Raw genomic sequence first — 24492 nt, forward strand, 5'->3', positions numbered from 1 at the left:
ACAGTCCACACCGGCCCCCCGGTAGGCAGCACGCAGTCCGCAGAGACGAGGAACGAACCCGTGAGCGACGTCCGAAACGTGATCATCATCGGCTCCGGGCCGGCCGGTTACACGGCCGCCCTGTACACCGCACGCGCTTCGCTCAGCCCCCTGGTCTTCGAGGGTGCCGTCACCGCCGGCGGTGCGCTGATGAACACCACCGAGGTGGAGAACTTCCCCGGTTTCCAGGACGGCATCATGGGTCCTGACCTGATGGACAACATGCGTGGCCAGGCGGAGCGCTTCGGCGCCGAGCTCGTCCCGGACGACGTCGTGGCCGTGGACCTCACCGGTGAGATCAAGACCGTCACCGACACCGCCGGAACCGTGCACCGCGCCAAGGCCGTGATCGTGACCACCGGTTCCCAGCACCGCAAGCTCGGTCTGCCCAACGAGGACGCCCTCTCCGGCCGAGGCGTCTCCTGGTGCGCCACCTGCGACGGGTTCTTCTTCAAGGACCAGGACATCGCCGTCGTCGGCGGCGGCGACACCGCGATGGAGGAAGCGACCTTCCTCTCCCGGTTCGCCAAGTCGGTCACCATCGTCCACCGCCGCGACAGCCTGCGCGCCTCCAAGGCGATGCAGGACCGCGCCTTCGCCGACCCGAAGATCTCGTTCGCCTGGGACAGCGAGGTCGCCGAGATCCACGGCGAGCAGAAGCTCTCCGGCCTCACCCTGCGCAACACCAAGACCGGTGAGACCTCCGAGCTGCCCGTGACCGGCCTCTTCATCGCCGTCGGACACGACCCGCGCACCGAGCTGTTCACCGGGCAGCTGGACCTGGACGACGAGGGCTACCTCAAGGTCGACGCCCCGTCCACGCGCACCAACCTCACCGGCGTCTTCGGCGCGGGCGACGTCGTGGACCACACCTACCGTCAGGCGATCACCGCCGCCGGTACCGGCTGCTCCGCCGCCCTGGACGCCGAGCGCTACCTCGCCGCCCTCGCGGACGCCGAGCAGGCGCACGCGAACGCGACCGTCTGACCCCCGCACCACCCCCCTTCCCCACCCACACCCCGCAGGAAAAAGGAGGCCGCTGTGGCCGGCACCCTCAAGAACGTGACCGACGCCAGCTTCGATGCCGACGTCCTCGCCGCCGACAAGCCCGTCCTGGTCGACTTCTGGGCCGCGTGGTGCGGCCCGTGCCGGCAGATCGCGCCTTCTCTGGAGGCCATCGCAGCCGAGTACGGCGACCAGATCGAGGTCGTCAAGCTCAACATCGACGAGAACCCGGCCACGGCCGCCAAGTACGGCGTCATGTCCATTCCGACGCTGAACGTCTACCAGGGCGGCGAGGTCGTCAAGACCATCGTCGGTGCCAAGCCGAAGGCCGCCATCCTGCGTGACCTCGATCCCTTCGTCGAGGTCAAGACCGCCTGATGTTTCACGTGAAACGGGGCCGCTCCCAGTGGGAGCGGCCCCGTTCGCACATCCGGCGGTCTCCGCTCACAGCGGGCGCAGCGCCGGTTCCTTGCGCGCCCGCGCCCCGCCCAGCAGGCGGTCCAGGGCCAGTTCCACGTCTTCCTTCCAGGACAGCGTCGAGCGCAGTTCCAGTCGGAGCCGGGGATGCACCGGATGCGGTCGTACCGTCTTGAAGCCCACGGACAGCAGATGGTCCGCAGGGAGCAGACAGGCCGGCCGCTCCCACTGCGCGTCGCCGAACGCCTCGATCGCCCGGAATCCGCGCCGCAGCAGATCCTTCGCCACCGTCTGGACCATCACCCGTCCCAGCCCCTGCCCCTGATAGCCCGGCATGATCCACGCCGTGATGAGCTGGACCGCGTCAGGAGAGACCGGGCTCGTCGGGAACGCCGTCGCACGGGGCACATAGGCCGGCGGCGCGTACAGGACGAAGCCCACGGGGACGTCGTCCACATAGACGACGCGGCCGCACGATCCCCACTCCAACAGGACGGCGGAGATCCAGGCCTCCTTCTCCAGCTCAGCGGTTCCCGCCTTCACGGCGGCCTCACCACTGACCGGATCCAGCTCCCAGAACACACAGGTCCGGCAACGCCGGGGAAGGTCCTGGAGGTTGTCCAGCGTGAGCGGTACCAACCGACGACCCATACACGCATCGTATCCGCTACGACAAAGAGGCGAGCCGTACCGGCTCGCACCGTACGACTCGCCTCCCGACTCCCCGGCCGGACCGCCGGGTCACTCTCCGGACAGCCCCTGTTCCAGGACCCGGCCCTCGCCCGGCGCCAGCGTGCCCAGGATCCGCTCCAGATCCTCCATCGACGCGAACTCGACGGTGATCTTGCCCTTCTTCTGACCGAGGTCCACCTTCACCCGCGTCTCGAACCGGTCCGACAGCCGCGTCGCCAGCTCACTGAGCGCCGGAGCCACCCGGGCACCCGCCCGCGGGCCCTTCGGCTTCACCGGGCTCTCCGGCTCCGACCCCATCAGCGACACGATCTCCTCGACCGCGCGCACCGAAAGACCCTCGGCCACGATCCGGTGCGCCAGGCGGTCCTGCGCCTCGGAGTCCTCCACCGACAGCAGCGCCCGTGCGTGTCCCGCCGAGAGCACCCCCGCGGCCACCCTGCGCTGCACCGAGGCGGAAAGCCTCAGCAGTCGGAGCGTGTTCGACACCTGGGGACGCGACCGCCCGATCCGGTCCGCCAGCTGGTCGTGAGTGCAGTGGAAGTCCTGCAGCAGCTGGTCGTACGCGGCGGCTTCCTCCAGCGGGTTGAGCTGCGCCCGGTGCAGGTTCTCCAGGAGCGCGTCCAGAAGCAGCTTCTCGTCGTCCGTCGCCCGGATGATCGCCGGAATCCGGTCCAGTCCGGCTTCCCGGCACGCGCGCCAGCGGCGCTCGCCCATGATCAGCTCATACCGGCCCGGCCCGGACTGACGCACCACGACCGGCTGGAGCAGGCCCACCTCCTTGATGGAGGTCACCAGCTCCGCCAGCGCGTCCTCGTCGAACACCTCACGGGGCTGCCGCGGGTTCGGCGTGATGGCGTCCACCGGGAGCTCCGCGAACGTCGCCCCCGCCACCTCGTCGGCCGGTGCCGCCGGCTCCGGTACCAGTGCCGCCGGCGCTTCCACGTCGGCTGCCGCCGGAGGTGCCGCCAGCGCGCCATCGGCCTGTGCCAGCGCCGCCAGCTTCGCCGCGGCGATTCCGCGCTCAGACGTCAGTACCGGTACCGCCGACGGTGACGTCGACCCGGCACCCACCATGGGCGTCTTCTCCTGGGGAGCGGCGGGAATCAGCGCGCCGAGCCCCCGCCCCAGACCCCTACGTCGCTCACTCACTGGATCCCCTCCGCCATACTCTGTGTGCTGTTCATGCCGGCGCCCAGATGGGCGTGCCGGGCGTCGTAATGGATTCCGGCTCCCCGCAGCGCGATCTCCCGCGCCGCTTCCAGGTAGGAGAGGGAGCCGCTGGAACCCGGGTCGTAGGTGAGCACCGTCTGCCCGTAGCTGGGCGCTTCCGAGATGCGTACCGAGCGCGGGATGCTGGTCCGCAGCACCTCCTTGCCGAAGTGCGTGCGAACCTCCTCCGCCACCTGCGAGGCCAGCCGCGTCCTGCCGTCGTACATCGTCAGCAAAATCGTGGACACGTGCAGCGACTGGTTCAGGTGGGCCCGCACCAGGTCGACGTTGCGCAGCAGCTGCCCCAGGCCTTCCAGGGCGTAGTACTCGCACTGGATCGGGATCAGCACCTCCGCCCCCGCCACCAGCGCGTTCACCGTGAGCAGCCCCAGCGACGGCGGGCAGTCGATCAGGATGTAGTCGAGCGGCTGCTCGTACGCCTGGATCGCCCGCTGGAGCCGGCTCTCCCTGGCCACCAGCGAGACCAGCTCGATCTCCGCGCCCGCCAGATCGATCGTGGCCGGGGCACAGAACAGGCCCTCCACGTCCACCACGGGCTGGACGACCTCCAGCAGCGGCCGGCTGTCCACGAGCACGTCGTAGATGGAGGGCACGTCCGCGTGGTGGTCGATGCCGAGTGCCGTGGATGCGTTGCCCTGCGGATCGAGGTCGATGACCAGGACCTTGGCCCCGTGAAGGGCCAGCGAGGCCGCGAGGTTCACGGTCGTCGTCGTCTTGCCGACGCCGCCCTTCTGGTTGGCCACCACCATCACCCGGGTCTGCGCCGGCCGCGGCAGCGGTTCACCCGCCCGTCCCAGGGCGTCCACCGCCAGCTGGGCGGCCCGCCCGATGGGGGTGTCGTCGTTGTCCACAAGGGGCGGAGGCGGTGTCTCTTCCCCAGCGGCAACCGGGGCGGAAACGTCCTCGCCCGGCGATTCAGAGCGGGGACCGGGGACCGGGTCGGCCATCGGCCCCGCGAGGTTGGCGTCGGACCGCACGGTGTCACTCTCCTCGGCATCAGGCTCGCGATGAACAGAGCCTGCCATGTCCCCGGGGTCACGAACCAGCGGGGCCCGAACTCCTGTGGATGAATCCACCGATGTGGACAACTCCGTCACCCCCGCCCCGTCACGCGGGCGGGGGGACGCGGCCTCACGACCGCGGCTGATGATTCCGTGCAGCAGGGAGCGACGTTTCACGTGAAACACGATGCCCGGACACGGACTTCCGCCCGCTACGACACTCCGAAATCCATACCTATAGGGCCCAACACGCCTGAAACGACGCGGGCCGGACCCAAAGGGACGATCATCAACGGCGGCGCCGGGTCCGCCCCACGCGGGCCGCCTTCGCCCGCTTCGCCGCGAACCGGACCCCGCCGGGGCTCTCGCCCACCTCGACGCGCACCACCGTCGTCAGGGGGTCCACGACACCCTCACCGACCTGGAGCACCGAGGTCTTCACCACACCCAGCTTCGTCAGCGCCGCCTTGGCCGCCACCAGCTCCTCGTCGGCGGTGTCGCCCTTGAGCGCCAGCATCTCCCCGTAGGGACGCAGCAGGGGCACGCCCCAGCCGGCCAGCCGGTCCAGCGGAGCCACCGCGCGAGCCGTCACCACGTGGACAGGCTGGAGCTTGCCGAGCACCTCTTCGGCGCGGCCGCGCACCACCGTGACGTGGTCCAGGCCCAGCAGCTCGACCGCCTCCTGGAGGAAGTTGGTCCGCCGCAGCAGGGGCTCCAGCAAGGTGATCTTGAGATCCCGGCGCACCAGAGCCAGCGGGATGCCCGGCAGCCCGGCCCCCGAGCCCACGTCACAGACCGAGACGCCTTCGGGCACCGCCTCCGACAGCACCGCGCAGTTCAGCAGGTGCCTCTCCCAGAGCCGGGGCACCTCACGCGGGCCGATCAGACCGCGCTTGACCCCCGCGTCCGCCAGCAGCTCCGCATACCGCACGGCTTCCGGGAAAAACTCGCCGAATACCGCACGCGCCTCTTCGGGCGCCGGGGGAAGCTCTGCTGCCTCCGTCACGGGGACCGTCCTTCCGTACAGAACTCACTCATCACACAACGGGCACTGCCAGGCTTACAAACATCGGCCCCGCCTGCGAGACAGACGGGGCCGACCACACGCGTTCCGGTCAGGCCGGGAGCACAACGACGAAGCGCTGCGGCTCCTCGCCCTCGGACTCGCTCTTGAGACCGGCGGCCGCCACGGCGTCGTGGACGACCTTCCGCTCGAACGGCGTCATCGGCGCCAGCTTGAGCGGCTCACCCGAGGCCTTCACGTCGGCCGCGGCCTGGGCGCCCAGCGCCGCCAGCTCCTCGCGCTTCTTGGCGCGGAACCCGGCGATGTCCAGCATCAGCCGGCTGCGGTCGCCGGTCTCCCGGTGCACGGCGAGGCGCGTCAGCTCCTGCAGAGCCTCCAGAACCTCACCGTCGCGGCCCACGAGCTTCTGCAGGTCACGGCTGGCGGAGTCACTGACGATCGACACCGCGGCCCGGTCGGCCTCGACGTCCATGTCGATGTCGCCGTCCAGGTCGGCGATGTCCAGCAGGCCCTCAAGGTAGTCGGCCGCGATCTCGCCCTCCTGCTCGAGGCGGGTCAAGGTGTCGCCGCCCTCAGCGGCGGCGGTGGTGGCGGTGCCTTCCGTCACGGGAGGGGCTCCTTCTTGCTTCTTCGAGTGGCTGCTCGGCGGACTTACTTCTTGGTGGGCTTGCTGGGAGGCGTCTGACGCTTCGACTTCGTCTGCCGCTTCGGCTGCTGCCGCTTGGTGGCGACACCGCCGCTCGCCGCATCCGCATCCGCCGTGGCCTCGGCGCTCCTGATCACGGAGCCGTCCGGCTGCGCGGCCATGCCCTGCTTGGTCAGCGCCGTGATGAACTTGCGCTCGTTGTCGTTGCGGTCCGGGCCCTTGGCCACGATCGCCGCGACGATCTTCTTCTTGCCCCGGCCCTTGAGCTCACCGTGCGTCCCGACGTGCTTGAGCAGACGGGTCAGGTACTGGTCCTGGGCCTTGCTGCCCGGCGTCGGGTTCTGGTTGATCACGTACATCTGCTGGCCCATGGTCCACACGTTCGTGGTCAGCCAGTAGACGAGGACACCGACGGGGAAGTTGATGCCCATGAAGGCGAAGATCAGCGGGAAGATGTACATCAGCATCTTCTGCTGCTGCATGAACGGCGTCTTGACCGAGAGGTCGACGTTCTTCTGCATCAGCTGACGCTGGGTGTAGAACTGCGACAGCGACATCATGATGATCATGACCGCGGTCACGATCCGCACGTCGGTGAGCGAGGCACCCAGCTTCGCGACGTCCGCGGCGCTGTCCATGAACTTCGACGCCAGCGGGGCACCGAAGATGTGGGCCTTGCGGGCGCTCGCCAGCAGCGGACCGTCGATCTCGCCGATCGGCTTGCCGTTGGCGATGCCGGCGAGCACGTGGTAGAGGGCGAAGAAGAACGGGGACTGCGCCAGGATGGGAAGGCACGAGGAGAGCGGGTTGGTACCCGTCTCCTTGTACAGCTTCATCATCTCTTCGGACTGACGCTGCTTGTCGTTCTTGTAGCGCTCCTGGATCGCCTTCATCTTCGGCTGGAGCGCCTGCATACCCCGCGTCGCCTTGATCTGCTTCACGAACAGCGGGATCAGGCAGATACGGATCAAGACCACCAGGGACACGATGGACAGGCCCCAGGCCCATCCACTGTCCGCACCGAAGATCGCACCGTACAGCGAGTGGAACTGAACGATGATCCACGAGACGGGTGTGGTGATGAAACTGAACAGACTGGCAATCGTGTCCACTAATCAGGCTCCTTGAGCATTGCGAGATCTACGCAACGCACTGCGCAGCTGCTCGTGCCAACGCGGGCGTTTCCGGGGTGGGACATGATCCACACCACCCGGGGACCACGGATTACACCGGAGGATCCGCCAGGCGGTAAGAACCGTCCCCTTCACCGCACCATGCCGGTCGATGGCCGTGTACCCGTAGTGCGAGCACGAAGGGTAGTAGCGGCACACCGGCCCGAGCAGCGGACTGATCGTCCACTGGTACAGCTTGATCAAAGCGAGCAGCGGGTACTTCATCGAGCCACGCCTCCCAGGAGCCGCTGTACAGCGGCGTCCAGGTCACGGGCCAGCTCGTCGAGGCCGGCGTCACCCGCACCGGGCAAGGCCCGCACCACCACAAGGCTACCGGCGGGCAGCTGGGACAGCCGCTCCCGGACGAGATGGCGCAGACGGCGCTTGACCCGGTTCCGTACGACGGCGTTGCCGACAGCCTTGCTGACGACGAAACCCGCACGCGTCGAGGGATCGATCTCCCCCGGCTCGTGCGGGTCCGTTGCACCGCTTGTACGTAGGTGGACGACGAGGAGCGGGCGTCCAGCCCGCCGCCCCCGCCGTACCGCGCTCGCGAAGTCCTCGCGCCGCCTCAGCCGATTTTCGGGAGACAGCACGACGTCACGATCCGCGCGTGTTACGCGGAAAGGGCGGCGCGGCCCTTGCTGCGGCGGTTCGCCAGGATGGCGCGGCCGGCGCGGGTACGCATCCGCAGGCGGAAGCCGTGGGTCTTGGCACGACGGCGGTTGTTCGGCTGGAAGGTGCGCTTGCTCACTCGGGGGCTCCAGAGAATGAATCGTTGTGGCGGGACATCGCCTGGCTGTCACCGTGCGCCCACGAAGGAAACTCGCGTGTTCGCCCGAGTGGCACCGCTACATGACCACGATCAGTGATCTTCGCCCATCGGTAGGCAGGCGGCAGCAGCCATCGACAACTCGACCTCGTTACGGTACGCGCGGCTACGCCATCCGGTCAAACCGAGCCCTGACTGCCGCACACTGTGCACAGGCTGTGGACAACGACTTGAACCGTACCCACCAGCCTGACTACCGTTGTCTGATCCCGGATTTTTTGTCCCGACCGTCCCAAAGAACCACACATTCGTGGAACCGGGACCTGTGAGAGAGCGTGCTCTGTGGCTGACGTACCTGCCGATCTTGCCGCAGTGTGGCCACGCGTGCTCGACGTGCTCCTGGGGGAGGGACAGCCGGGCATCGAGCCCAAGGACAAGCAGTGGGTCGAACGCTGTCAGCCCCTGGCCCTCGTCGCGGACACCGCTCTGCTCGCCGTTCCCAATGAATGGGGGAAGCGGGTCCTCGAGGGCCGGCTCGCCCCCCTCATCAGTGACGCCCTCAGCCGCGAGTGCGGCCGGCCCATCCGGATCGCCATCACCGTGGACGACTCCGCGGGCGAGCCGACGCCCCCCGCCCCCTCCGCCCAGCAGCGCGAGTCCTACGAGCCCTACGGCGGCCAGCGGCCCGGCGGCCACACCGGCCCCGGCGGCTCCGACGACGAGCGGCTGCCCACCGCGCGCCCCGCCTACCCCGACTACCAGCAGCAGCGCCCCGAGCCCGGCTCCTGGCCCCGCGGTGGACAGCAGGACGACTACGGCTGGCAGCAGCCCCGCCTCGGCGGCTTCCCGGAGCGCGACCCCTATGCCTCCCCGCAGCCGGGCTACCTCCAGCAGTCCGAGCCCGGCGGTTACGAGCAGGGGTCCTACGAGCAGGGCTCCTTCGAGCAGCAGCAGTACGAGAAGCAGTACGAGCAGTCCCCGTACGAGAACCAGCAGCACCAGCAGCACCAGTACGAGACACAGCAGTACGAGCAGCCCTCCCCGCGGCCGGCCCCCAACCGCCCCGCCCCCTCGGCCCCGTCCGGCGGTTCGACCTCGGGCCCGCTGGAGCCGACCGCCCGGCTGAACCCCAAGTACCTCTTCGACACCTTCGTCATCGGCGCCTCGAACCGCTTCGCGCACGCCGCCGCGGTGGCCGTCGCCGAGGCGCCCGCCAAGGCGTACAACCCGCTGTTCATCTACGGGGAGTCGGGCCTCGGCAAGACGCACCTGCTGCACGCCATCGGGCACTACGCGCGCAGCCTCTACCCGGGCACCCGGGTGCGTTACGTGAGCTCCGAGGAGTTCACCAACGAGTTCATCAACTCCATCCGCGACGGCAAGGGCGACGCGTTCCGCAAGCGCTACCGCGAGATGGACATCCTGCTCGTCGACGACATCCAGTTCCTGGCGAGCAAGGAATCGACGCAGGAGGAGTTCTTCCACACCTTCAACACCCTCCACAACGCCAACAAGCAGATCGTGCTGTCCTCCGACCGGCCGCCCAAGCAGCTCGTCACCCTGGAGGACCGGCTCCGCAACCGCTTCGAGTGGGGTCTGATCACCGACGTCCAGCCGCCCGAGCTGGAGACCCGCATCGCGATCCTGCGCAAGAAGGCGGTCCAGGAACAGCTCAACGCCCCGCCGGAGGTACTGGAGTTCATCGCCTCCCGCATCTCGCGCAACATCCGTGAGCTGGAGGGTGCGCTGATCCGCGTCACCGCCTTCGCGAGCCTCAACCGTCAGCCGGTGGACCTCGGTCTGACGGAGGACGTGCTCAAGAACCTGATCCCGGGCGGCGAGGACAGCGCGCCCGAGATCACCGCCTCGGACATCATGGCCGCCACCGCCGACTACTTCGGGCTCACCGTGGACGACCTGTGCGGCTCCTCGCGCAGCCGGGTGCTGGTCACGGCCCGGCAGATCGCCATGTACCTGTGCCGGGAGCTCACGGACCTCTCCCTGCCCAAGATCGGGGCCCAGTTCGGCGGCCGCGACCACACCACCGTCATGCACGCGGACCGCAAGATCCGCGCCCTGATGGCGGAACGGCGCTCCATCTACAACCAGGTCACGGAGCTCACCAACCGCATCAAGAACGGCTGAGGCCGGCTCCGAACTGCCCGAGGCTGGCCCCGAGGACATCCTCAAAGACCCTTCCACGGGGCCTTCGCGGCCCTCGCACGCTCATCTACCGGGGCGCTTCCGGATCGAACCGGGGGCGCCCTTCTTCATGCGCGCGCCTGTGCTCTGTTCGAATACGCCCCCTGGAGGCCAACTCATCCACAGATTGGGCGACTTTCTTCCGTCCACACCCTGGGGAAGGGTTCCTTCGCCCACAATCTGTCCACAGGGGGGCAGGGTGAGAGGTCATCAACCCAGCTCAGCCGCCTGTGGAATTGTGCACAACGACTGTCCACAACCTGTGGACAGAAAATCCTTCCACAGGCTCGTCCACCTGTCTGTCCACCGCCCACTCACAGGTTGCCGCATCCTGTGCACAGGATCCGATGACTTCTCCACACCGTTGTCCACTGTTCGGCAACGCGCACCCTCCCGTCACCACCCCGAGTGAAAGCCGTCACATGGATCCCGGTGTTTGGTCTGTGGAGTACTGGGGAAAAGCTGGGGACACACCTGTGGAGTAGTGGGGGTCGTCTGGGGACGGCCTGTGCAGAAGTTTTCGTTCTCCACAGGGACACCGTGTTGTCCACCGGTGCCGCCCACAGGGTGTGGGGATAAAAAACCGCGTCTGACCTGCGAGGACGGGCTTATCCACCGTTTCCACAGGCCCTACTACTACCCCCATAGAGAGTTAGGCCGGATTCGGTTTTCAAGCAGGTCCTGTGCACAACTCGTCGTCCGGCCGTCCCGCCGCCGTGCTCCCGGCTTGACCGCCGACAGCACGGACTGTCGGCGCCGTACGTCAGACTGGTTCCCGGCACCGAGGCCTCGGTCCGTCGAGACCCCGGGCCGAGAGCCGACGACGAAGGCCGGCAGACGAGCGAGCAACAGCAGGAGGCGGTTCCGGTGAAGATCCGGGTGGAGCGCGACGTACTCGCGGAGGCGGTGGCCTGGGCTGCCCGTAGCCTCCCGGCCCGGCCGCCGGTGCCCGTTCTCGCGGGCCTGCTGCTCAAGGCCGAGGACAGCTCGCTGTCCCTCTCCGGCTTCGACTACGAGGTCTCCGCCCGCGTCTCCGTCGAGGCCGACGTCGAGGAAGACGGCACGGTCCTGGTCTCCGGCCGGCTCCTCGCCGACATCTGCCGCGCCCTCCCCAACCGCCCCGTGGAGATTTCCACAGACGGTGTACGGGCGACCGTGGTCTGCGGCTCCTCGCGGTTCACACTCCACACCCTGCCTGTGGAGGAGTACCCGGCGCTGCCGCAGATGCCGACCGCGACCGGCACCGTCCCCGGTGAGGTCTTCGCCTCCGCCGCCGCCCAGGTCGCCATCGCCGCCGGCCGCGACGACACGCTGCCCGTGCTGACCGGTGTCCGCATCGAGATCGAAGGCGACCGGGTCACCCTCGCCTCCACCGACCGCTACCGCTTCGCGGTCCGCGAGTTCCTGTGGAAGCCGGAGAACCCCGACGCCTCGGCCGTGGCCCTGGTGCCCGCGAAGACGCTCCTGGACACCGCCAAGTCCCTGACCAGCGGTGACACCGTCACCCTCGCCCTCTCGGGCTCCGGTGCGGGCGAAGGCCTCATCGGCTTCGAGGGCGCGGGCCGCCGCACCACCACCCGCCTGCTCGAAGGCGACCTGCCGAAGTACCGCACGCTCTTCCCGACGGAGTTCAACTCCGTCGCGGTGATCGAGACCGCCCCGTTCGTCGAGGCCGTCAAGCGCGTGGCCCTCGTCGCCGAGCGCAACACCCCGGTCCGCCTGAGCTTCGAGCAGGGCGTGCTGATCCTGGAGGCGGGCTCCAGCGACGATGCACAGGCTGTGGAGCGCGTCGACGCGAAGCTGGAGGGCGACGACATCTCGATCGCCTTCAACCCGACGTTCCTGCTGGACGGCCTGAGCGCGATCGACTCTCCCGCCGCCCAGCTGAGCTTCACCACCTCCACCAAGCCCGCGCTGCTCAGCGGCCGTCCCGCGGTCGACGCCGAGGCGGACGAGGCGTACAAGTACCTGATCATGCCGGTCCGTCTGTCCGGCTGAGTCCGTCCCGTCGGGCCCGGTCTCGCGAACGCGCGGACCGGGCCCGACGGCGTACCGGCACGTTGGGTGGGGTCCCGCCTGACGGCCCGGCGTAGGCTCGGATCCGGGGACGGCCCCGGATCCCGGGGAGCCCGGCACAGACGGCCACAACGCTTAAGGAAGCACCTGATGGAGCTTGGTCTCATCGGTCTCGGCAAGATGGGCGGCAACATGCGCGAGCGCATCCGCCGCGCAGGCCACACCGTCATCGGATACGACCGCAACCCGGACCTCGCGGATGTCCACAGCCTGCGGGAACTCGTGGACGGCCTCCAGGCCCCCCGTGTGGTGTGGGTGATGGTCCCGGCCGGTGCGGCGACGCAGTCCACCGTCGACGAACTGGGAGAGCTGCTCTCGCCCGGCGACATCGTCGTCGACGGCGGCAACTCGCGCTGGACGGATGACGAGAAGCACGCCGAGGAGCTGGCCGCCAAAGGCATCGGCTTCGTCGACTGCGGCGTCTCCGGCGGCGTGTGGGGCCTGGAGAACGGCTACGCGCTGATGTACGGCGGCGAGAAGGAGCACGTCGCGGCGGTACAGCCGATCTTCGACGCCCTCAAGCCGGAGGGCGAGTTCGGCGCCGTGCACGCGGGCAAGGTGGGCGCCGGCCACTTCGCGAAGATGGTCCACAACGGCATCGAGTACGCCATGATGCAGGCCTACGCCGAGGGCTGGGAGCTGCTGGAGAAGGTGGACTCGGTCACCGACGTCCGCGAGGTGTTCCGGTCCTGGCAGGAGGGCACGGTCATCCGTTCCTGGCTGCTGGACCTCGCCGTCAACGCGCTGGACGAGGACGAGCACCTGGAGAAGCTGCGCGGCTTCGCGCAGGACTCGGGCGAGGGCCGCTGGACGGTCGAGGCGGCGATCGACAACGCCGTTCCGCTGCCGGCCATCACCGCCTCGCTGTTCGCCCGGTTCGCGTCCCGCCAGGACGACTCCCCGCAGATGAAGATGATCGCCGCGCTGCGCAACCAGTTCGGCGGCCACGCGGTCGAGAAGAAGTAGTCCGCCCGCACCACCAGCACCACCAGCAGAACCAGCACCACTCGCAGGACAGCAAGCAGCAGGAAGCCGGGGGAGGTCGGCGCCGAATGCACGTTTCGCATCTCTCACTGGCCGACTTCCGCTCGTACGCCCGGGCCGAGGTACCCCTCGGTCCGGGCGTCACCGCGTTCGTGGGGCCCAACGGCCAGGGCAAGACGAACCTCGTCGAGGCGATCGGCTATCTGGCGACGCTGGGCAGCCACCGGGTGTCCTCGGACGCCCCGCTGGTACGGATGGGCGCCGACCGGGCGATCATCCGCGCGGCCGTGGCGCAGGGCGAGCGCCGGCAGCTGGTCGAGCTGGAGCTCAATCCGGGGCGTGCGAACCGCGCCCGCATCAACCGGTCCTCGCAGGTCAGACCGCGTGACGTGCTGGGGATCGTCCGCACGGTGCTGTTCGCGCCGGAGGACCTGGCCCTGGTCAAGGGCGACCCGGGAGAGCGGCGCCGCTTCCTGGACGAGCTCGTCACGGCCCGCTCACCGCGGATGGCGGCGGTCCGCTCCGACTACGAGCGGGTGCTCAAGCAGCGCAACACCCTCCTCAAGTCGGCTGCCATGGCCCGTCGCCACGGCGGGCGTTCCATGGACCTGTCGACCCTCGACGTGTGGGACCAGCACCTCGCCCGGGCGGGCGCGGAGCTGCTGGCGCAGCGGCTGGACCTGATCGCGTCCCTGCTGCCGCTTGCGGACAAGGCGTACGAGCAGCTCGCGCCGGGCGGCGGCCCGCTGGGGCTGTCGTACCGGTCCTCGGCCGGCGAGGCCGTGGACAGCGGGGCGGCGCGCACCCGGGAGACGCTGTACGAGGCACTGCTGGCGGCCCTGTCGCAGGTGCGCAAGCAGGAGATCGAGCGGGGCGTGACGCTGGTCGGTCCGCACCGCGACGACGTGCTGCTGCGGCTCGGGGAGCTGCCGGCCAAGGGGTACGCGAGCCACGGCGAGTCCTGGTCGTACGCGCTGGCGCTGCGGCTGGCCTCGTACGAGCTGCTGCGCTCGGAGGGCGACGAGCCGGTGCTGATCCTGGACGACGTGTTCGCGGAACTGGACACCCGGCGTCGGGAGCGGCTGGCGGAACTGGTGGCCCCGGGCGAGCAGGTGCTCGTGACGGCGGCTGTGGACGATGACGTTCCGGACGTGTTGGCGGGGGCGCGGTTCGGGGTGTCCGGCGGTGAGGTGACCCTGCTGTGAGCGACCACGAGGAGCAGCACCCGGAGCGCAAGGCCCCGCCGCTGTCCGGGGTGGACCTGGCGCGCCAGGCGCTGGCGGCGGCGCGCGAGCAGGCGCGGGCCCGCGGCAACGCGGTGCCGGGCAGGAAGCGGCAGCAGCAGGGGCTGCGGTCGGGTGCACGTGCGGACGGCCGGGACCCCATGCCGCTGATGGCGGCGCTGGCCCGGCTGCGCACCGAGCACGGCTGGGAGATGCCGATGGCGGTGGCCGGTGTGATGGAGCGCTGGCCGGAGATCGTCGGCCCGGAGATCGCCACGCACTGCGTGCCGGAGCGGTACGAGGACCGCGAGCTGGTGGTCCGCTGCGATTCCTCGGCGTGGGCGGCGCAGCTGAAACTGCTGGCGCCGCAGCTGGTCGCGCGGCTGAACGCGGAGCTGGGCCAGGACACCGTACGGATGATCAAGGTGCACGGCCCGGGCGGCCGGCCGAAGCAGTACGGGCCGTGGCGGGTGCCGGGCGGCACCGGCCCGGGCGATACGTACGGCTGACACTCCCCTCCTTTCCTCCCCCGCGCACCCCTTCTTTTCCTCTTCCGCGCCCTTGCGGCGCCCGCTGTGCGGTGCCCCGCGCCCGCCGTGCGGCATGTGGATCACGAGTCGGCGACGGCACGGTTTCGGCCAGGTCGCGGCCCCGCTCCGGGGTGCTCCCGAGGGTGGTGTCCCTCACGGTAGTGAGAGGTTGACAGGCCGAAGCGCTCAACGCCCGTGTGAGCCTCTTTGAGCCCCTCCCCGGATATGGGGAGTCGGAGAGAGGAGGTTCAGGGCGGCACATGCGGACTCAGGTACCCGCAAACCCCCATTCATGTCCGTGGTACCGGTAGACTGAAGCGAATCCCGCCCGCTTGCGGGATCCGCTGACAAACGCTGACAACGCAGATCGACGCAGCCGCTCCTGCTTGCATGCCTGCTGGCCCGGAGTACGGCCTGTGCTGTGCCAGAAAGGGCGCTTCGTGGCCGATTCCGGCAACCCCAACGAGAAGAACGAGTCCACCGCCGGCGGCGAGGCCGGTGAGTCCTCATACACCGGCAGCAACATCCAGGTCCTCGAAGGTCTGGACGCGGTCCGCAAGCGGCCCGGCATGTACATCGGCTCGACCGGTGAGCGAGGGCTGCACCACCTCGTCCAGGAAGTCGTCGACAACTCCGTCGACGAGGCCATGGCCGGGCACGCGGACACCATCGACGTCACGATCCTCGCCGACGGCGGCGTCAGGGTGGTCGACAACGGTCGCGGCATCCCGGTCGACATCGTGCCCTCCGAGGGCAAGCCGGCCGTCGAGGTCGTCCTGACCGTCCTGCACGCGGGCGGCAAGTTCGGCGGCGGTGGTTACGCCGTGTCCGGCGGTCTGCACGGTGTGGGCGTGTCCGTCGTGAACGCCCTGTCGACCAGGGTCGCGGTCGAGGTCAAGCGTGACGGCTACCGCTGGACCCAGGACTACAAGCTCGGTGTCCCGACCGCCGCGCTGGCGAAGAACGAGGCGACCGAGGAGCACGGCACGTCGGTGACGTTCTGGGCCGACCCGGACGTCTTCGAGACCACCGAGTACTCCTTCGAGACGCTGTCGCGGCGCTTCCAGGAGATGGCCTTCCTCAACAAGGGTCTGACCCTGACGCTGACCGACGAGCGCGAGTCGGCGAAGGCGACGGTGGGCGCGGACGACCCGGACGCGGACGTGGCCGAGCCCACGGCCCGCTCGGTGAAGTACTACTACGAGGGCGGCATCGTCGACTTCGTGAAGTACCTCAACTCGCGCAAGGGCGAGCTGATCCACCCGACCGTCATCGACGTCGAGGCCGAGGACAAGGAGCGCATGCTCTCGGTCGAGATCGCGATGCAGTGGAACTCGCAGTACACCGAGGGTGTCTACTCCTTCGCGAACACGATCCACACGCACGAGGGCGGCACCCACGAGGAGGGCTTCCGCGCGGCGCTGACCGGTCTCGTCAACCGCTACGCGCGTGACAAGAAGCTGCTCCGCGAGAAGGACGACAACCTCGCCGGTGAGGACATCCGCGAGGGTCTGACCGCGATCATCTCGGTCAAGCTGGGCGAGCCGCAGTTCGAGGGCCAGACGAAGACCAAGCTGGGCAACACGGAGGCCAAGACCTTCGTGCAGAAGGTCGTGCACGAGCACCTCAACGACTGGTTCGACCGCAACCCGGTCGAGGCCGCGGACATCATCCGCAAGTCGATCCAGGCGGCCACGGCCCGCGTCGCGGCCCGCAAGGCCCGTGACCTGACGCGCCGCAAGGGCCTGCTGGAGAGCGCCTCGCTGCCGGGCAAGCTGTCCGACTGCCAGTCGAACGACCCGACCAAGTGCGAGATCTTCATCGTCGAGGGTGACTCCGCCGGCGGTTCCGCGAAGTCCGGCCGCAACCCGATGTACCAGGCCATCCTGCCGATCCGCGGCAAGATCCTGAACGTCGAGAAGGCCCGTATCGACAAGATCCTCCAGAACACCGAGGTCCAGGCGCTGATCAGCGCCTTCGGTACCGGCGTGCACGAGGACTTCGACATCGAGAAGCTCCGCTACCACAAGATCATCTTGATGGCGGACGCCGACGTCGACGGCCAGCACATCAACACCCTGCTGCTGACCTTCCTCTTCCGCTTCATGCGGCCGCTGGTCGAGGCCGGTCACGTGTACCTCTCGCGTCCGCCGCTCTACAAGATCAAGTGGGGCCGGGACGACTTCGAGTACGCGTACTCGGACCGCGAGCGCGACGCCCTGGTCGAGCTCGGCAAGCAGAACGGCAAGCGGATCAAGGAAGACTCGATCCAGCGCTTCAAGGGTCTGGGCGAGATGAACGCCGAGGAGCTGCGCGTCACGACGATGGACGTGGACCACCGTGTCCTCGGCCAGGTCACGCTGGACGACGCGGCGCAGGCCGACGACCTGTTCTCGGTGCTGATGGGTGAGGACGTCGAGGCTCGGCGCTCCTTCATCCAGCGCAACGCCAAGGACGTCCGCTTCCTCGACATCTGAGTCGGCTCAGCTGACTGCCTGAAAGGACTTCTGACCAGCAATGGCCGACGAAACCACCCCCACTGCCGAGAACACCGAAGAGGAGCAGCCGCAGCTGCGCATCGAGCCCGTCGGGCTCGAAACGGAGATGCAGCGCTCCTACCTCGACTACGCGATGTCCGTCATCGTCTCGCGCGCGCTGCCCGACGTACGGGACGGCCTCAAGCCCGTCCACCGCCGCGTGCTGTATGCGATGTACGACGGCGGCTACCGGCCCGAGAAGGGCTTCTACAAGTGCGCCCGCGTCGTCGGCGACGTCATGGGCACCTACCACCCGCACGGTGACTCCTCGATCTACGACGCCCTGGTCCGCCTGGCGCAGCCGTGGTCGATGCGCATGCCGCTGGTGGACTCGAACGGCAACTTCGGCTCCCCGGGCAACGACCCGGCGGCGGCGATGCGCTACACCGAGTGCAAGCTGATGCCGCAGGCCATGGAGATGCTCCGGGACATCGACGAGGAGACCGTCGACTTCACGGACAACTACGACGGCCGCAACCAGGAGCCGACGGTCCTGCCGGCGCGCTTCCCGAACCTGCTCGTCAACGGCAGCGCCGGTATCGCGGTCGGCATGGCCACCAACATCCCGCCGCACAACCTGCGCGAGGTCGCGGCGGGCGCGCAGTGGGCGCTGGAGCACCCGGAGGCCTCGCACGAGGAGCTCCTGGACGCGCTGCTGGAGCGGATCAAGGGCCCTGACTTCCCGTCGGGCGCCCTCGTGGTCGGCCGCAAGGGCATCGAGGAGGCGTACCGGACCGGTCGCGGCTCCATCACGATGCGCGCGGTGGTCGAGGTCGAGGAGATCCAGAACCGCCAGTGCCTGGTGGTCACCGAACTCCCCTACCAGACCAACCCCGACAACCTCGCGCAGAAGATCGCCGACCTGGTCAAGGACGGCAAGATCGGCGGCATCGCCGACGTCCGCGACGAGACCTCCTCGCGGACCGGCCAGCGTCTGGTGATCGTCCTCAAGCGGGACGCGGTCGCCAAGGTCGTGCTGAACAACCTGTACAAGCACACCGACCTCCAGACGAACTTCGGCGCGAACATGCTGGCGCTGGTGGACGGGGTGCCGCGCACCCTGTCGATCGACGCGTTCATCCGCCACTGGGTGCAGCACCAGATCGAGGTCATCGTCCGGCGCACGCGCTTCCGCCTGCGCAAGGCGGAGGAGCGCGCCCACATCCTGCGCGGTCTGCTCAAGGCGCTGGACGCGATCGACGAGGTCATTGCGCTCATCCGGCGCAGCAACACGGTCGAGATCGCGCGCGAGGGCCTGATGGGCCTGCTGGAGATCGACGAGATCCAGGCGAACGCCATCCTGGAGATGCAGTTGCGCCGCCTCGCCGCGCTGGAGCGGCAGAAGATCGTCGCCGAGCACGACGAGCTCCAGGCCAAGATCAACGAGTACAACGCGATCCTCGCCTCCGAGGAGCGCCAGCGCTCCATCGTCAGCGAGGAGCTGGCGGCCATCGTCGAGAAGTTCGGCGACGACCGGCGCTCCAAGCTCGTGCCCTTCGACGGTGACATGTCCATCGAGGACCTGATCGCCGAAGAGGACATCGTCGTCACGATCACGCACGGCGGTTACGTCAAGCGGACCAAGACCGAGGACTACCGCTCGCAGAAGCGCGGCGGCAAGGGCGTTCGCGGCACGAAGCTCAAGCAGGACGACCTGGTCGACCACTTCTTCGTGTCCACCACGCACCACTGGCTGCTGTTCTTCACCAACAAGGGCCGCGTCTACCGGTCCAAGGCGTACGAGCTCCCGGACGCCGGGCGGGACGCGCGCGGTCAGCACGTTGCGAACCTGCTGGCCTTCCAGCCGGACGAGAAGATCGCCCAGATCCTCGCGATCCGCGACTACGAAGCGGCGCCCTACCTGATCCTGGCCACCAAGGGCGGCCTGGTGAAGAAGACGGCGCTCAAGGACTACGACTCCCCCCGTTCGGGTGGTGTCATCGCGATCAACCTCCGTGAGACGGAGGACGGCGGCGACGACGAGCTGATCGGTGCCGAGCTGGTGTCCGCCGAGGACGACCTGCTGCTCATCAGCAAGAAGGCGCAGTCCATCCGCTTCACCGCGACCGACGACGCGCTGCGTCCGATGGGCCGTGCCACCTCCGGCGTGAAGGGCATGAGTTTCCGCGGAGGGGACGAACTGCTCTCCATGAGCGTGGTCAGGCCCGGTACCTTCGTCTTCACCGCGACCGACGGCGGCTACGCCAAGCGGACGCCGGTGGACGAGTACCGAGTCCAGGGCCGTGGTGGTCTGGGCATCAAGGCCGCGAAGATCGTCGAGGACCGCGGTTCGCTCGTCGGCGCGCTGGTGGTCGACGAAACGGACGAGATTCTCGCCATCACCCTCAGCGGTGGTGTGATTCGTACGCGCGTCAATGAAGTCAGGGAGACCGGCCGTGACACCATGGGCGTCCAGCTGATCAACCTGGGCAAGCGGGACGCCGTGGTGGGTATCGCGCGGAACGCCGAGGCCGGTCAGGAGGCCGACGAGGTCGACGACGAGAATGCGTCGCAGACCGAGGAAGCCGAAGGACAGGCCGCTGAGGCCGCCGAGGGCACGCAGCCTTCGGCTGGGGAGCACGAGGAGTAAGTCGTGAGTGGAGCCACGGGCGCCGGACCGGCCAAGACTGGAGCGAACGGTGCCCGTGGCCCCGCCGCGGATTCTCAAGGCGGGGGCGCCCCCGCAAAGGGCAGGGGGAGCACCGTGACCGACACGCGAGGACCGAAGTCCAAGCCGAAGGCCGGCGCGGCCCAGGATCCGGGCGCGCAGCCCTACACGCCGCCGCAGGCCTACCCGGCGTCCGGGGGCCCGGGTGCGCAGCGGCAGGCGCGCACGGGGGTCCGTACGGCGCCCCGGACGCGCAAGGCGCGGCTGCGGGTGGCCAAGGCCGACCCGTGGTCGGTGATGAAGGTCAGCTTCCTGCTGTCGATCGCGCTCGGCATCTGCACGGTCGTGGCGGCCGTGGTGCTGTGGATGGTCATGGACGCGATGGGCGTCTTCTCGACCGTCGGCGGCACGATCAGCGAGGCGACCGGCTCCAACGAGAGCAACGGCTTCGACCTCCAGTCGTTCCTTTCGCTGCCGCGCGTGCTGATCTTCACCTCGGTGATCGCGGTGATCGACGTCGTGCTGGCGACGGCGCTGGCGACGCTGGGCGCGTTCATCTACAACGTCTCGGCCGGCTTCGTGGGTGGTGTGGAGCTCACGCTCGCCGAGGACGAGTGAGCCTGACTGACCTGCGGGGACGCCCTCGCGGAACGGATTTGGGACCTGCCGGGTCTGTACGCTAACCTTCAGGAGTCAGCGCGCAGCGCGGATGGGGCTATAGCTCAGTTGGTTAGAGCGCATCCCTGATAAGGATGAGGCCACAGGTTCAAATCCTGTTAGCCCCACAGTGTGGAAGACCCCCGACCGGATCCCGGTCGGGGGTCTTCGCGTTGTCCGGCCCCCGACCGGTCCCGTGTCCGGCCTCCGGCCGATCGCCCCCGCAGCGGCGGCCGTAGGGTGCTGCGCATGGAAAGCGTTCTGCACATGCCGACTGAAGACGACATGGAACTGGTCGGGCTCGCCCGGCGCATCGTGGAGGCCAACGGCGACGGGGAGGCACACACGGTCGGCGCGGCCGTCCGGGACGTGCGGGGGCGGATGTTCGCAGGCATCAACCTCTACCACTTCACCGGCGGCCCCTGTGCGGAGCTCGTGGCGCTGGGGCATGCGCGCGCCGAGGGGGCGCGGGAGCTGGTGACCATCGTCGCCGTCGGCGACGGGGGACGCGGCGTGCTCGCGCCGTGCGGACGCGACCGGCAGGTCCTCCTCGACTACCACCCGGGCATCCGCGTCCTGGTACCCACGGCCGAAGGAGTGCGCGGCATCGACGTCCAGGGCCTGCTGCCGCACTCCTATGTGTGGGCGGATCAGGCCGTCCCTCCGCCCGCTTCCGGCTGATCGGCGTCGACTTGTCCGTTGGGCCGGTCGAGTGCCGCCGGAGGGGGCCCTCAGATAACCGATCGGTATCGGCCGGTGTGTATTGTGGGCCGTCAGAAGTACCCAACGTCAACGAAAGACGAGGTCGCGCGGTGAAGAAGCTGCTCCTGGTCGCACTGGCCGCCATCGGCGGTCTCCTCGTGTACCGCCAGATCCAGGCGGACCGCGCCGAGCAGGACCTGTGGACGGAGGCAACCGACTCCGTGCCTTCTGGTTCCGGCGTGTGAGACCCACGGTTTCCCATAAGGCCCCGGCTGCCGCTGCTGCCGGGGCTTTGTGCTGTTCTGGGGCAGAAGATTGCGGTACGCAAAGTTCGGGCTTGCGGGAGTGAATCCGGGGTGTGGGTGCGCGTGAGGGGCCGGGTACGGAGGACGGGGGCCGGGGCGGCCGCCGCAGGGCTCGTCGTGTGGGCGGCGGGGGCCGCGCTCGCGGCCGGACCCGCGCCCGGGCCGCTGCCCGAGTACCGCCCGGCCGAGGGAGCCCGTACGGTCCAGGGCAAGCCCTCCAGCGCCGACGCCCCGCCGCTGGAGCCGGGGACGGTCTACGAGGACACCGTCTTGCCCGGTGAGCGGTTCTACCGGCTCGCCCTCGACGACACCTCCGACTTCTACGTCTCGGCAGTGGTCCGGCCTGCCAAGGGCTCCAAGGTGGGCTACAGCGACGGCATCGAGGTCGAGATCATGACCAAGGAGGGGCGCCGCTGCCCCAACCCCGGCCGGGCGGACTTCGGTTACGACCCCGTCCCGATCGGCGCGGCGGCCGTCCGGCGGGTCCGCGAGGACGCCGAGTGCCAGGCGGGCGGCATCTACTACGCCAAGGTGACGCGGACCGCGGCGAAGGACTCCGCCCAGGGAGCGTGGCCGGTGGAGCTCCTGGTCCGGCGCGAACCCGGCCTGGGCGGAGCCGTGCCCACGGTCGCGCCGAGCGTGTGGCCCTCGGCCTCGCCGACGCTGCCGGGTACGCAACCGGTGGGCCGTACCGGCGGGACCGGCTTCAACGACGCGCGCGCCGTGGACAGCGGCGTGTGGCGTGACGACCTGCGGCCCGGGCAGACCCGGTTCTACCGCGTCCCGCTGGACTGGGGGCAGCAGTTGGGGGTCGGCGCCGAGATCGCGGCCGCCGAGATGACCAGGCCGTACGGGTCCGCCGCCGGCGGGCTCACCGTGTCGCTGTACAGCCCCTTCCGGGGGCTGGTCGGCTCCGAGGACACCTCCTACGACGGGAAGCAGGCGGCCGTCACCCTGCCGAAGACCGCGCCGGTGGCGTACGAGAACCGCTACGCGAAGGAGGCCGGGGTGCGCGGGGCGGCGGTGGCCGGCTGGTACTACCTCGCGGTGACGCTGGGCGGGAAGGTCGCGGAGTTCACGCGGGACTCCACGCCGGTTCCGCTGACGCTGCGGATGGACGTCATCGGCACTCCCGGCAAGGCGCCCGCGTACCGGGAGAGCCTCGGCGCGGCCGGGTTCGGGGTCGGCCCCGCCGACCGGACGGCCGCGAAGGAGGGCCTCACCGGACCGGAGGCCGCCGAGGCCGAGAGCGACCGCTCGGTGATGCGGGTGGTGGCCGGCGCGGGCTTCGGCACCGGGGCGGCGCTGCTGCTCGGGCTCGGGGCCTGGTTCCTGCTGGCCCGGTGGAACGCCGACCCGCGGCGTTAGATCCGGGTCAGCGCCCAGGCGCCGAGCGCGAAGCAGAGCAGGGCGGCGGTGAGGACGGCGGCCGTGACCCGGCGCGGGGGCGGGGCGATCCCGGAGCGCACCGCGACGACGTGCGGCTGCGGGGGCGCGGCCGGCGGGGCGAGGTGGAAGCTCCCGGTATCGGAAGGACCGTAGCCGGGCGGCGGGCCGTACGAGGAGTGCGGCGCGGGCGCCGGCGGGGCGAGCCCGGGCGGTTGAACGATCGCGGCCGGCGGGACGGGCTGTGGGGACGGGGACGGGGACGGAGACGGAGACGGGGACGGAGACGGGGACGGAGACGGGGACGGGGACGGGGACGGGGACGGGGACGGGGACGGGGACGAGGAAGGGGCTTCTTCGGGGGCGACGGCGGCCCCGGGCAGCGGGACTCGGGGGCCCAGGGGGCCGAATCCCTCGGGGAGGGGCCCGAGTTGGTCGAACACTTCCACGGGCTCTTCGTCCGCCGGGGGCGGCGGCAGCAGCTCGACGGCCTCGGCAAGGGCCTTGCGCGCCCCTGTGGCGGTCCGGAAACGGTTTTCGGGGTTCGGGTGCAGCAACCCCGCGACGACGTCCCACAGGGGCCCGGGGACGCCCTCGGGTGTTCCCGGTGTCCCCTGGGCCAGGAAGTGCCGCACCAGCTCCTGGGAGTCGGGCTTGCTCCCGCGCAGGAGGTACAGCGCTACCAGGCCGACGGCGAACAGATCGGCGGGGAAGTCCGGCTCGGCGCCCAGCATTTGCTCGGGGGCGAAGTAACCCGGCGTGCCGACGACGACATGGGTGTCCGTGAGCCGGGGCTCGCCCTTGCGCATCGAGATCCCGAAGTCGGACAGCCGCAGGTGCGGCCGCCCCGTCCCGGTCGCCTCCATCAGGACGTTGGCCGGTTTGATGTCGCGGTGGACGACGCCCTCCGCGTGCACCGCCGCCAGCCCCGCGAGGAGCTGGTCGAGCAGCGTGCACACGAAGCGGGGCGGCAGCGGTCCGTAGTCCGCGATCACATGGGCGAGGGAGCCGCCGGCGACGAGGTCCATGGTGAACAGGATTTTGTCGTCGTCGGCCGCCCAGCTGGCCGGGGCCAGCACGTGCGGGTGGTCGATCCGCAGGGCCTGCTCGCGCACGAAGCGCAGCAGGGTGTGGGCGTCGCCCTGGAGGAGGACCTTCGCGGCGACGTACCGGCGACGGCGGTGGTCCCAGGCCCGCCACACCGCGCCCGCGCCGCCCCGTCCGATCGGGTCGACCAGCACGTACCGGCCGGCGAAGACCTCACCCATCGCTGCGCCCGTCCC

Annotated in this window: 23 protein-coding genes and 1 tRNA gene; 14 read left to right on the plus strand and 10 right to left on the minus strand. The window is 69.5% G+C overall.

Features of this window, described 5'->3' with window-relative positions; translation table 11 throughout:
* Nucleotides 1-60: 60 nt before the first annotated feature.
* Nucleotides 61-1026 (plus strand): thioredoxin-disulfide reductase, encoded by a 966-nt coding sequence (trxB, locus tag ACIA6C_RS20005; protein WP_329196671.1) that lies wholly within the window; start codon nucleotides 61-63, stop codon nucleotides 1024-1026.
* 54 nt (nucleotides 1027-1080) lie between these two features.
* On the plus strand, nucleotides 1081-1422 hold the full coding sequence (gene trxA / locus ACIA6C_RS20010) for a thioredoxin (protein WP_361130781.1): 342 nt from the start codon (nucleotides 1081-1083) through the stop codon (nucleotides 1420-1422).
* Nucleotides 1423-1488: 66 nt separating this feature from the next.
* On the opposite strand, the gene ACIA6C_RS20015 is transcribed toward trxA, so the two are convergent.
* From ACIA6C_RS20015 to rpmH, 9 genes are all read right to left on the minus strand, one after another.
* The gene (locus tag ACIA6C_RS20015; protein WP_190185576.1) at nucleotides 1489-2112 is read right to left on the minus strand and encodes a GNAT family N-acetyltransferase; all 624 of its coding nucleotides are present in this window, start codon (nucleotides 2110-2112) and stop codon (nucleotides 1489-1491) included.
* Nucleotides 2113-2202: 90 nt separating this feature from the next.
* Nucleotides 2203-3303, minus strand: a complete 1101-nt coding sequence (locus ACIA6C_RS20020) for a ParB/RepB/Spo0J family partition protein (protein WP_399277577.1) — start codon at nucleotides 3301-3303, stop codon at nucleotides 2203-2205.
* Entirely contained in the window at nucleotides 3300-4409 is a 1110-nt protein-coding gene (locus ACIA6C_RS20025; protein ID WP_399277579.1) for a ParA family protein, read from the minus strand. The genes ACIA6C_RS20020 and ACIA6C_RS20025 overlap by 4 nt, the downstream gene beginning before the upstream one ends.
* A gap of 265 nt (nucleotides 4410-4674) precedes the next feature.
* Complete coding sequence (rsmG, locus tag ACIA6C_RS20030; protein ID WP_190185579.1) at nucleotides 4675-5391, minus strand: 16S rRNA (guanine(527)-N(7))-methyltransferase RsmG; 717 nt, start codon at nucleotides 5389-5391, stop codon at nucleotides 4675-4677.
* Between the two features lie 109 nt (nucleotides 5392-5500).
* A complete protein-coding gene (locus ACIA6C_RS20035) occupies nucleotides 5501-6016 on the minus strand; it encodes a R3H domain-containing nucleic acid-binding protein (RefSeq protein ID WP_361130769.1) in 516 nt (171 codons plus the stop codon).
* Between the two features lie 44 nt (nucleotides 6017-6060).
* Nucleotides 6061-7167: a membrane protein insertase YidC gene (gene yidC / locus ACIA6C_RS20040; RefSeq protein ID WP_361130766.1), complete on the minus strand. Its 1107-nt coding sequence runs from the start codon at nucleotides 7165-7167 to the stop codon at nucleotides 6061-6063.
* 3 nt (nucleotides 7168-7170) lie between these two features.
* On the minus strand, nucleotides 7171-7452 hold the full coding sequence (yidD, locus tag ACIA6C_RS20045; RefSeq protein ID WP_075970728.1) for a membrane protein insertion efficiency factor YidD: 282 nt from the start codon (nucleotides 7450-7452) through the stop codon (nucleotides 7171-7173).
* Nucleotides 7449-7823 (minus strand): ribonuclease P protein component, encoded by a 375-nt coding sequence (gene rnpA / locus ACIA6C_RS20050; protein ID WP_361130763.1) that lies wholly within the window; start codon nucleotides 7821-7823, stop codon nucleotides 7449-7451. The genes yidD and rnpA overlap by 4 nt, the downstream gene beginning before the upstream one ends.
* Before the next feature lie 20 nt (nucleotides 7824-7843).
* On the minus strand, nucleotides 7844-7981 hold the full coding sequence (gene rpmH / locus ACIA6C_RS20055) for a 50S ribosomal protein L34 (protein WP_018547628.1): 138 nt from the start codon (nucleotides 7979-7981) through the stop codon (nucleotides 7844-7846).
* Nucleotides 7982-8341: 360 nt separating this feature from the next.
* Here rpmH and dnaA point away from each other — a divergent pair, with 360 nt between their 5' ends.
* The 12 genes from dnaA to ACIA6C_RS20115 all read left to right on the plus strand — a co-directional run bounded on the left by dnaA (nucleotide 8342) and on the right by ACIA6C_RS20115 (nucleotide 23191).
* Nucleotides 8342-10144 carry a chromosomal replication initiator protein DnaA gene (dnaA, locus tag ACIA6C_RS20060; RefSeq protein ID WP_361130758.1) on the plus strand — a complete coding sequence of 601 codons (1803 nt, stop codon included), beginning with the start codon at nucleotides 8342-8344 and terminating at the stop codon, nucleotides 10142-10144.
* 924 nt (nucleotides 10145-11068) lie between these two features.
* Complete coding sequence (dnaN, locus tag ACIA6C_RS20065; protein ID WP_361130755.1) at nucleotides 11069-12199, plus strand: DNA polymerase III subunit beta; 1131 nt, start codon at nucleotides 11069-11071, stop codon at nucleotides 12197-12199.
* Between the two features lie 168 nt (nucleotides 12200-12367).
* Nucleotides 12368-13243, plus strand: coding sequence for a phosphogluconate dehydrogenase (NAD(+)-dependent, decarboxylating) (gnd, locus tag ACIA6C_RS20070; protein WP_136210316.1), 876 nt, complete (start codon nucleotides 12368-12370; stop codon nucleotides 13241-13243).
* Between the two features lie 86 nt (nucleotides 13244-13329).
* The gene (gene recF, locus ACIA6C_RS20075; RefSeq protein WP_361130752.1) at nucleotides 13330-14466 is read left to right on the plus strand and encodes a DNA replication/repair protein RecF; all 1137 of its coding nucleotides are present in this window, start codon (nucleotides 13330-13332) and stop codon (nucleotides 14464-14466) included.
* On the plus strand, nucleotides 14463-14993 hold the full coding sequence (locus ACIA6C_RS20080) for a DUF721 domain-containing protein (protein WP_399277584.1): 531 nt from the start codon (nucleotides 14463-14465) through the stop codon (nucleotides 14991-14993). Before recF ends, ACIA6C_RS20080 begins: the two co-directional genes overlap by 4 nt.
* Nucleotides 14994-15430: 437 nt before the next feature.
* Nucleotides 15431-17491 carry a DNA topoisomerase (ATP-hydrolyzing) subunit B gene (gene gyrB, locus ACIA6C_RS20085; protein WP_366080665.1) on the plus strand — a complete coding sequence of 687 codons (2061 nt, stop codon included), beginning with the start codon at nucleotides 15431-15433 and terminating at the stop codon, nucleotides 17489-17491.
* Between the two features lie 40 nt (nucleotides 17492-17531).
* A complete protein-coding gene (gyrA, locus tag ACIA6C_RS20090; protein WP_361130744.1) occupies nucleotides 17532-20141 on the plus strand; it encodes a DNA gyrase subunit A in 2610 nt (869 codons plus the stop codon).
* Between the two features lie 3 nt (nucleotides 20142-20144).
* Nucleotides 20145-20777, plus strand: a complete 633-nt coding sequence (locus ACIA6C_RS20095) for a DUF3566 domain-containing protein (protein WP_366080666.1) — start codon at nucleotides 20145-20147, stop codon at nucleotides 20775-20777.
* A 93-nt stretch (nucleotides 20778-20870) separates the two neighbouring features.
* Nucleotides 20871-20944, plus strand: a tRNA-Ile gene (locus tag ACIA6C_RS20100).
* Between the two features lie 139 nt (nucleotides 20945-21083).
* Nucleotides 21084-21497, plus strand: a complete 414-nt coding sequence (locus ACIA6C_RS20105) for a cytidine deaminase family protein (RefSeq protein ID WP_399277587.1) — start codon at nucleotides 21084-21086, stop codon at nucleotides 21495-21497.
* A gap of 131 nt (nucleotides 21498-21628) precedes the next feature.
* Nucleotides 21629-21763, plus strand: a complete 135-nt coding sequence (locus ACIA6C_RS20110; protein ID WP_208809277.1) for a DLW-39 family protein — start codon at nucleotides 21629-21631, stop codon at nucleotides 21761-21763.
* 123 nt (nucleotides 21764-21886) lie between these two features.
* Entirely contained in the window at nucleotides 21887-23191 is a 1305-nt protein-coding gene (locus ACIA6C_RS20115; protein ID WP_399277589.1) for a hypothetical protein, read from the plus strand.
* Here ACIA6C_RS20115 and ACIA6C_RS20120 read toward each other — a convergent pair.
* On the minus strand, nucleotides 23188-24477 hold the full coding sequence (locus ACIA6C_RS20120) for a serine/threonine-protein kinase (protein WP_399277591.1): 1290 nt from the start codon (nucleotides 24475-24477) through the stop codon (nucleotides 23188-23190). The two genes, ACIA6C_RS20115 and ACIA6C_RS20120, sit on opposite strands and share 4 nt — an antisense overlap.
* Nucleotides 24478-24492 lie beyond the last annotated feature (15 nt).

Origin of the sequence: Streptomyces sp. NPDC051578, assembly GCF_044454045.1 — a bacterium.
In the GTDB taxonomy this organism is placed as follows: domain Bacteria; phylum Actinomycetota; class Actinomycetes; order Streptomycetales; family Streptomycetaceae; genus Streptomyces.

Coding starts and splice junctions, on each gene's coding strand:
- ACIA6C_RS20025 (WP_399277579.1), bottom strand. CDS start 4,409: ATGGCAGGCTCTGTTCATCGCGAGCCTGATGCCGAGGAGAGTGACACC.
- ACIA6C_RS20120 (WP_399277591.1), bottom strand. CDS start 24,477: ATGGGTGAGGTCTTCGCCGGCCGGTACGTGCTGGTCGACCCGATCGGA.
- gnd (WP_136210316.1), top strand. CDS start 12,368: ATGGAGCTTGGTCTCATCGGTCTCGGCAAGATGGGCGGCAACATGCGC.
- gyrA (WP_361130744.1), top strand. CDS start 17,532: ATGGCCGACGAAACCACCCCCACTGCCGAGAACACCGAAGAGGAGCAG.
- yidD (WP_075970728.1), bottom strand. CDS start 7,452: ATGAAGTACCCGCTGCTCGCTTTGATCAAGCTGTACCAGTGGACGATC.
- ACIA6C_RS20015 (WP_190185576.1), bottom strand. CDS start 2,112: ATGGGTCGTCGGTTGGTACCGCTCACGCTGGACAACCTCCAGGACCTT.
- recF (WP_361130752.1), top strand. CDS start 13,330: ATGCACGTTTCGCATCTCTCACTGGCCGACTTCCGCTCGTACGCCCGG.
- ACIA6C_RS20105 (WP_399277587.1), top strand. CDS start 21,084: ATGCCGACTGAAGACGACATGGAACTGGTCGGGCTCGCCCGGCGCATC.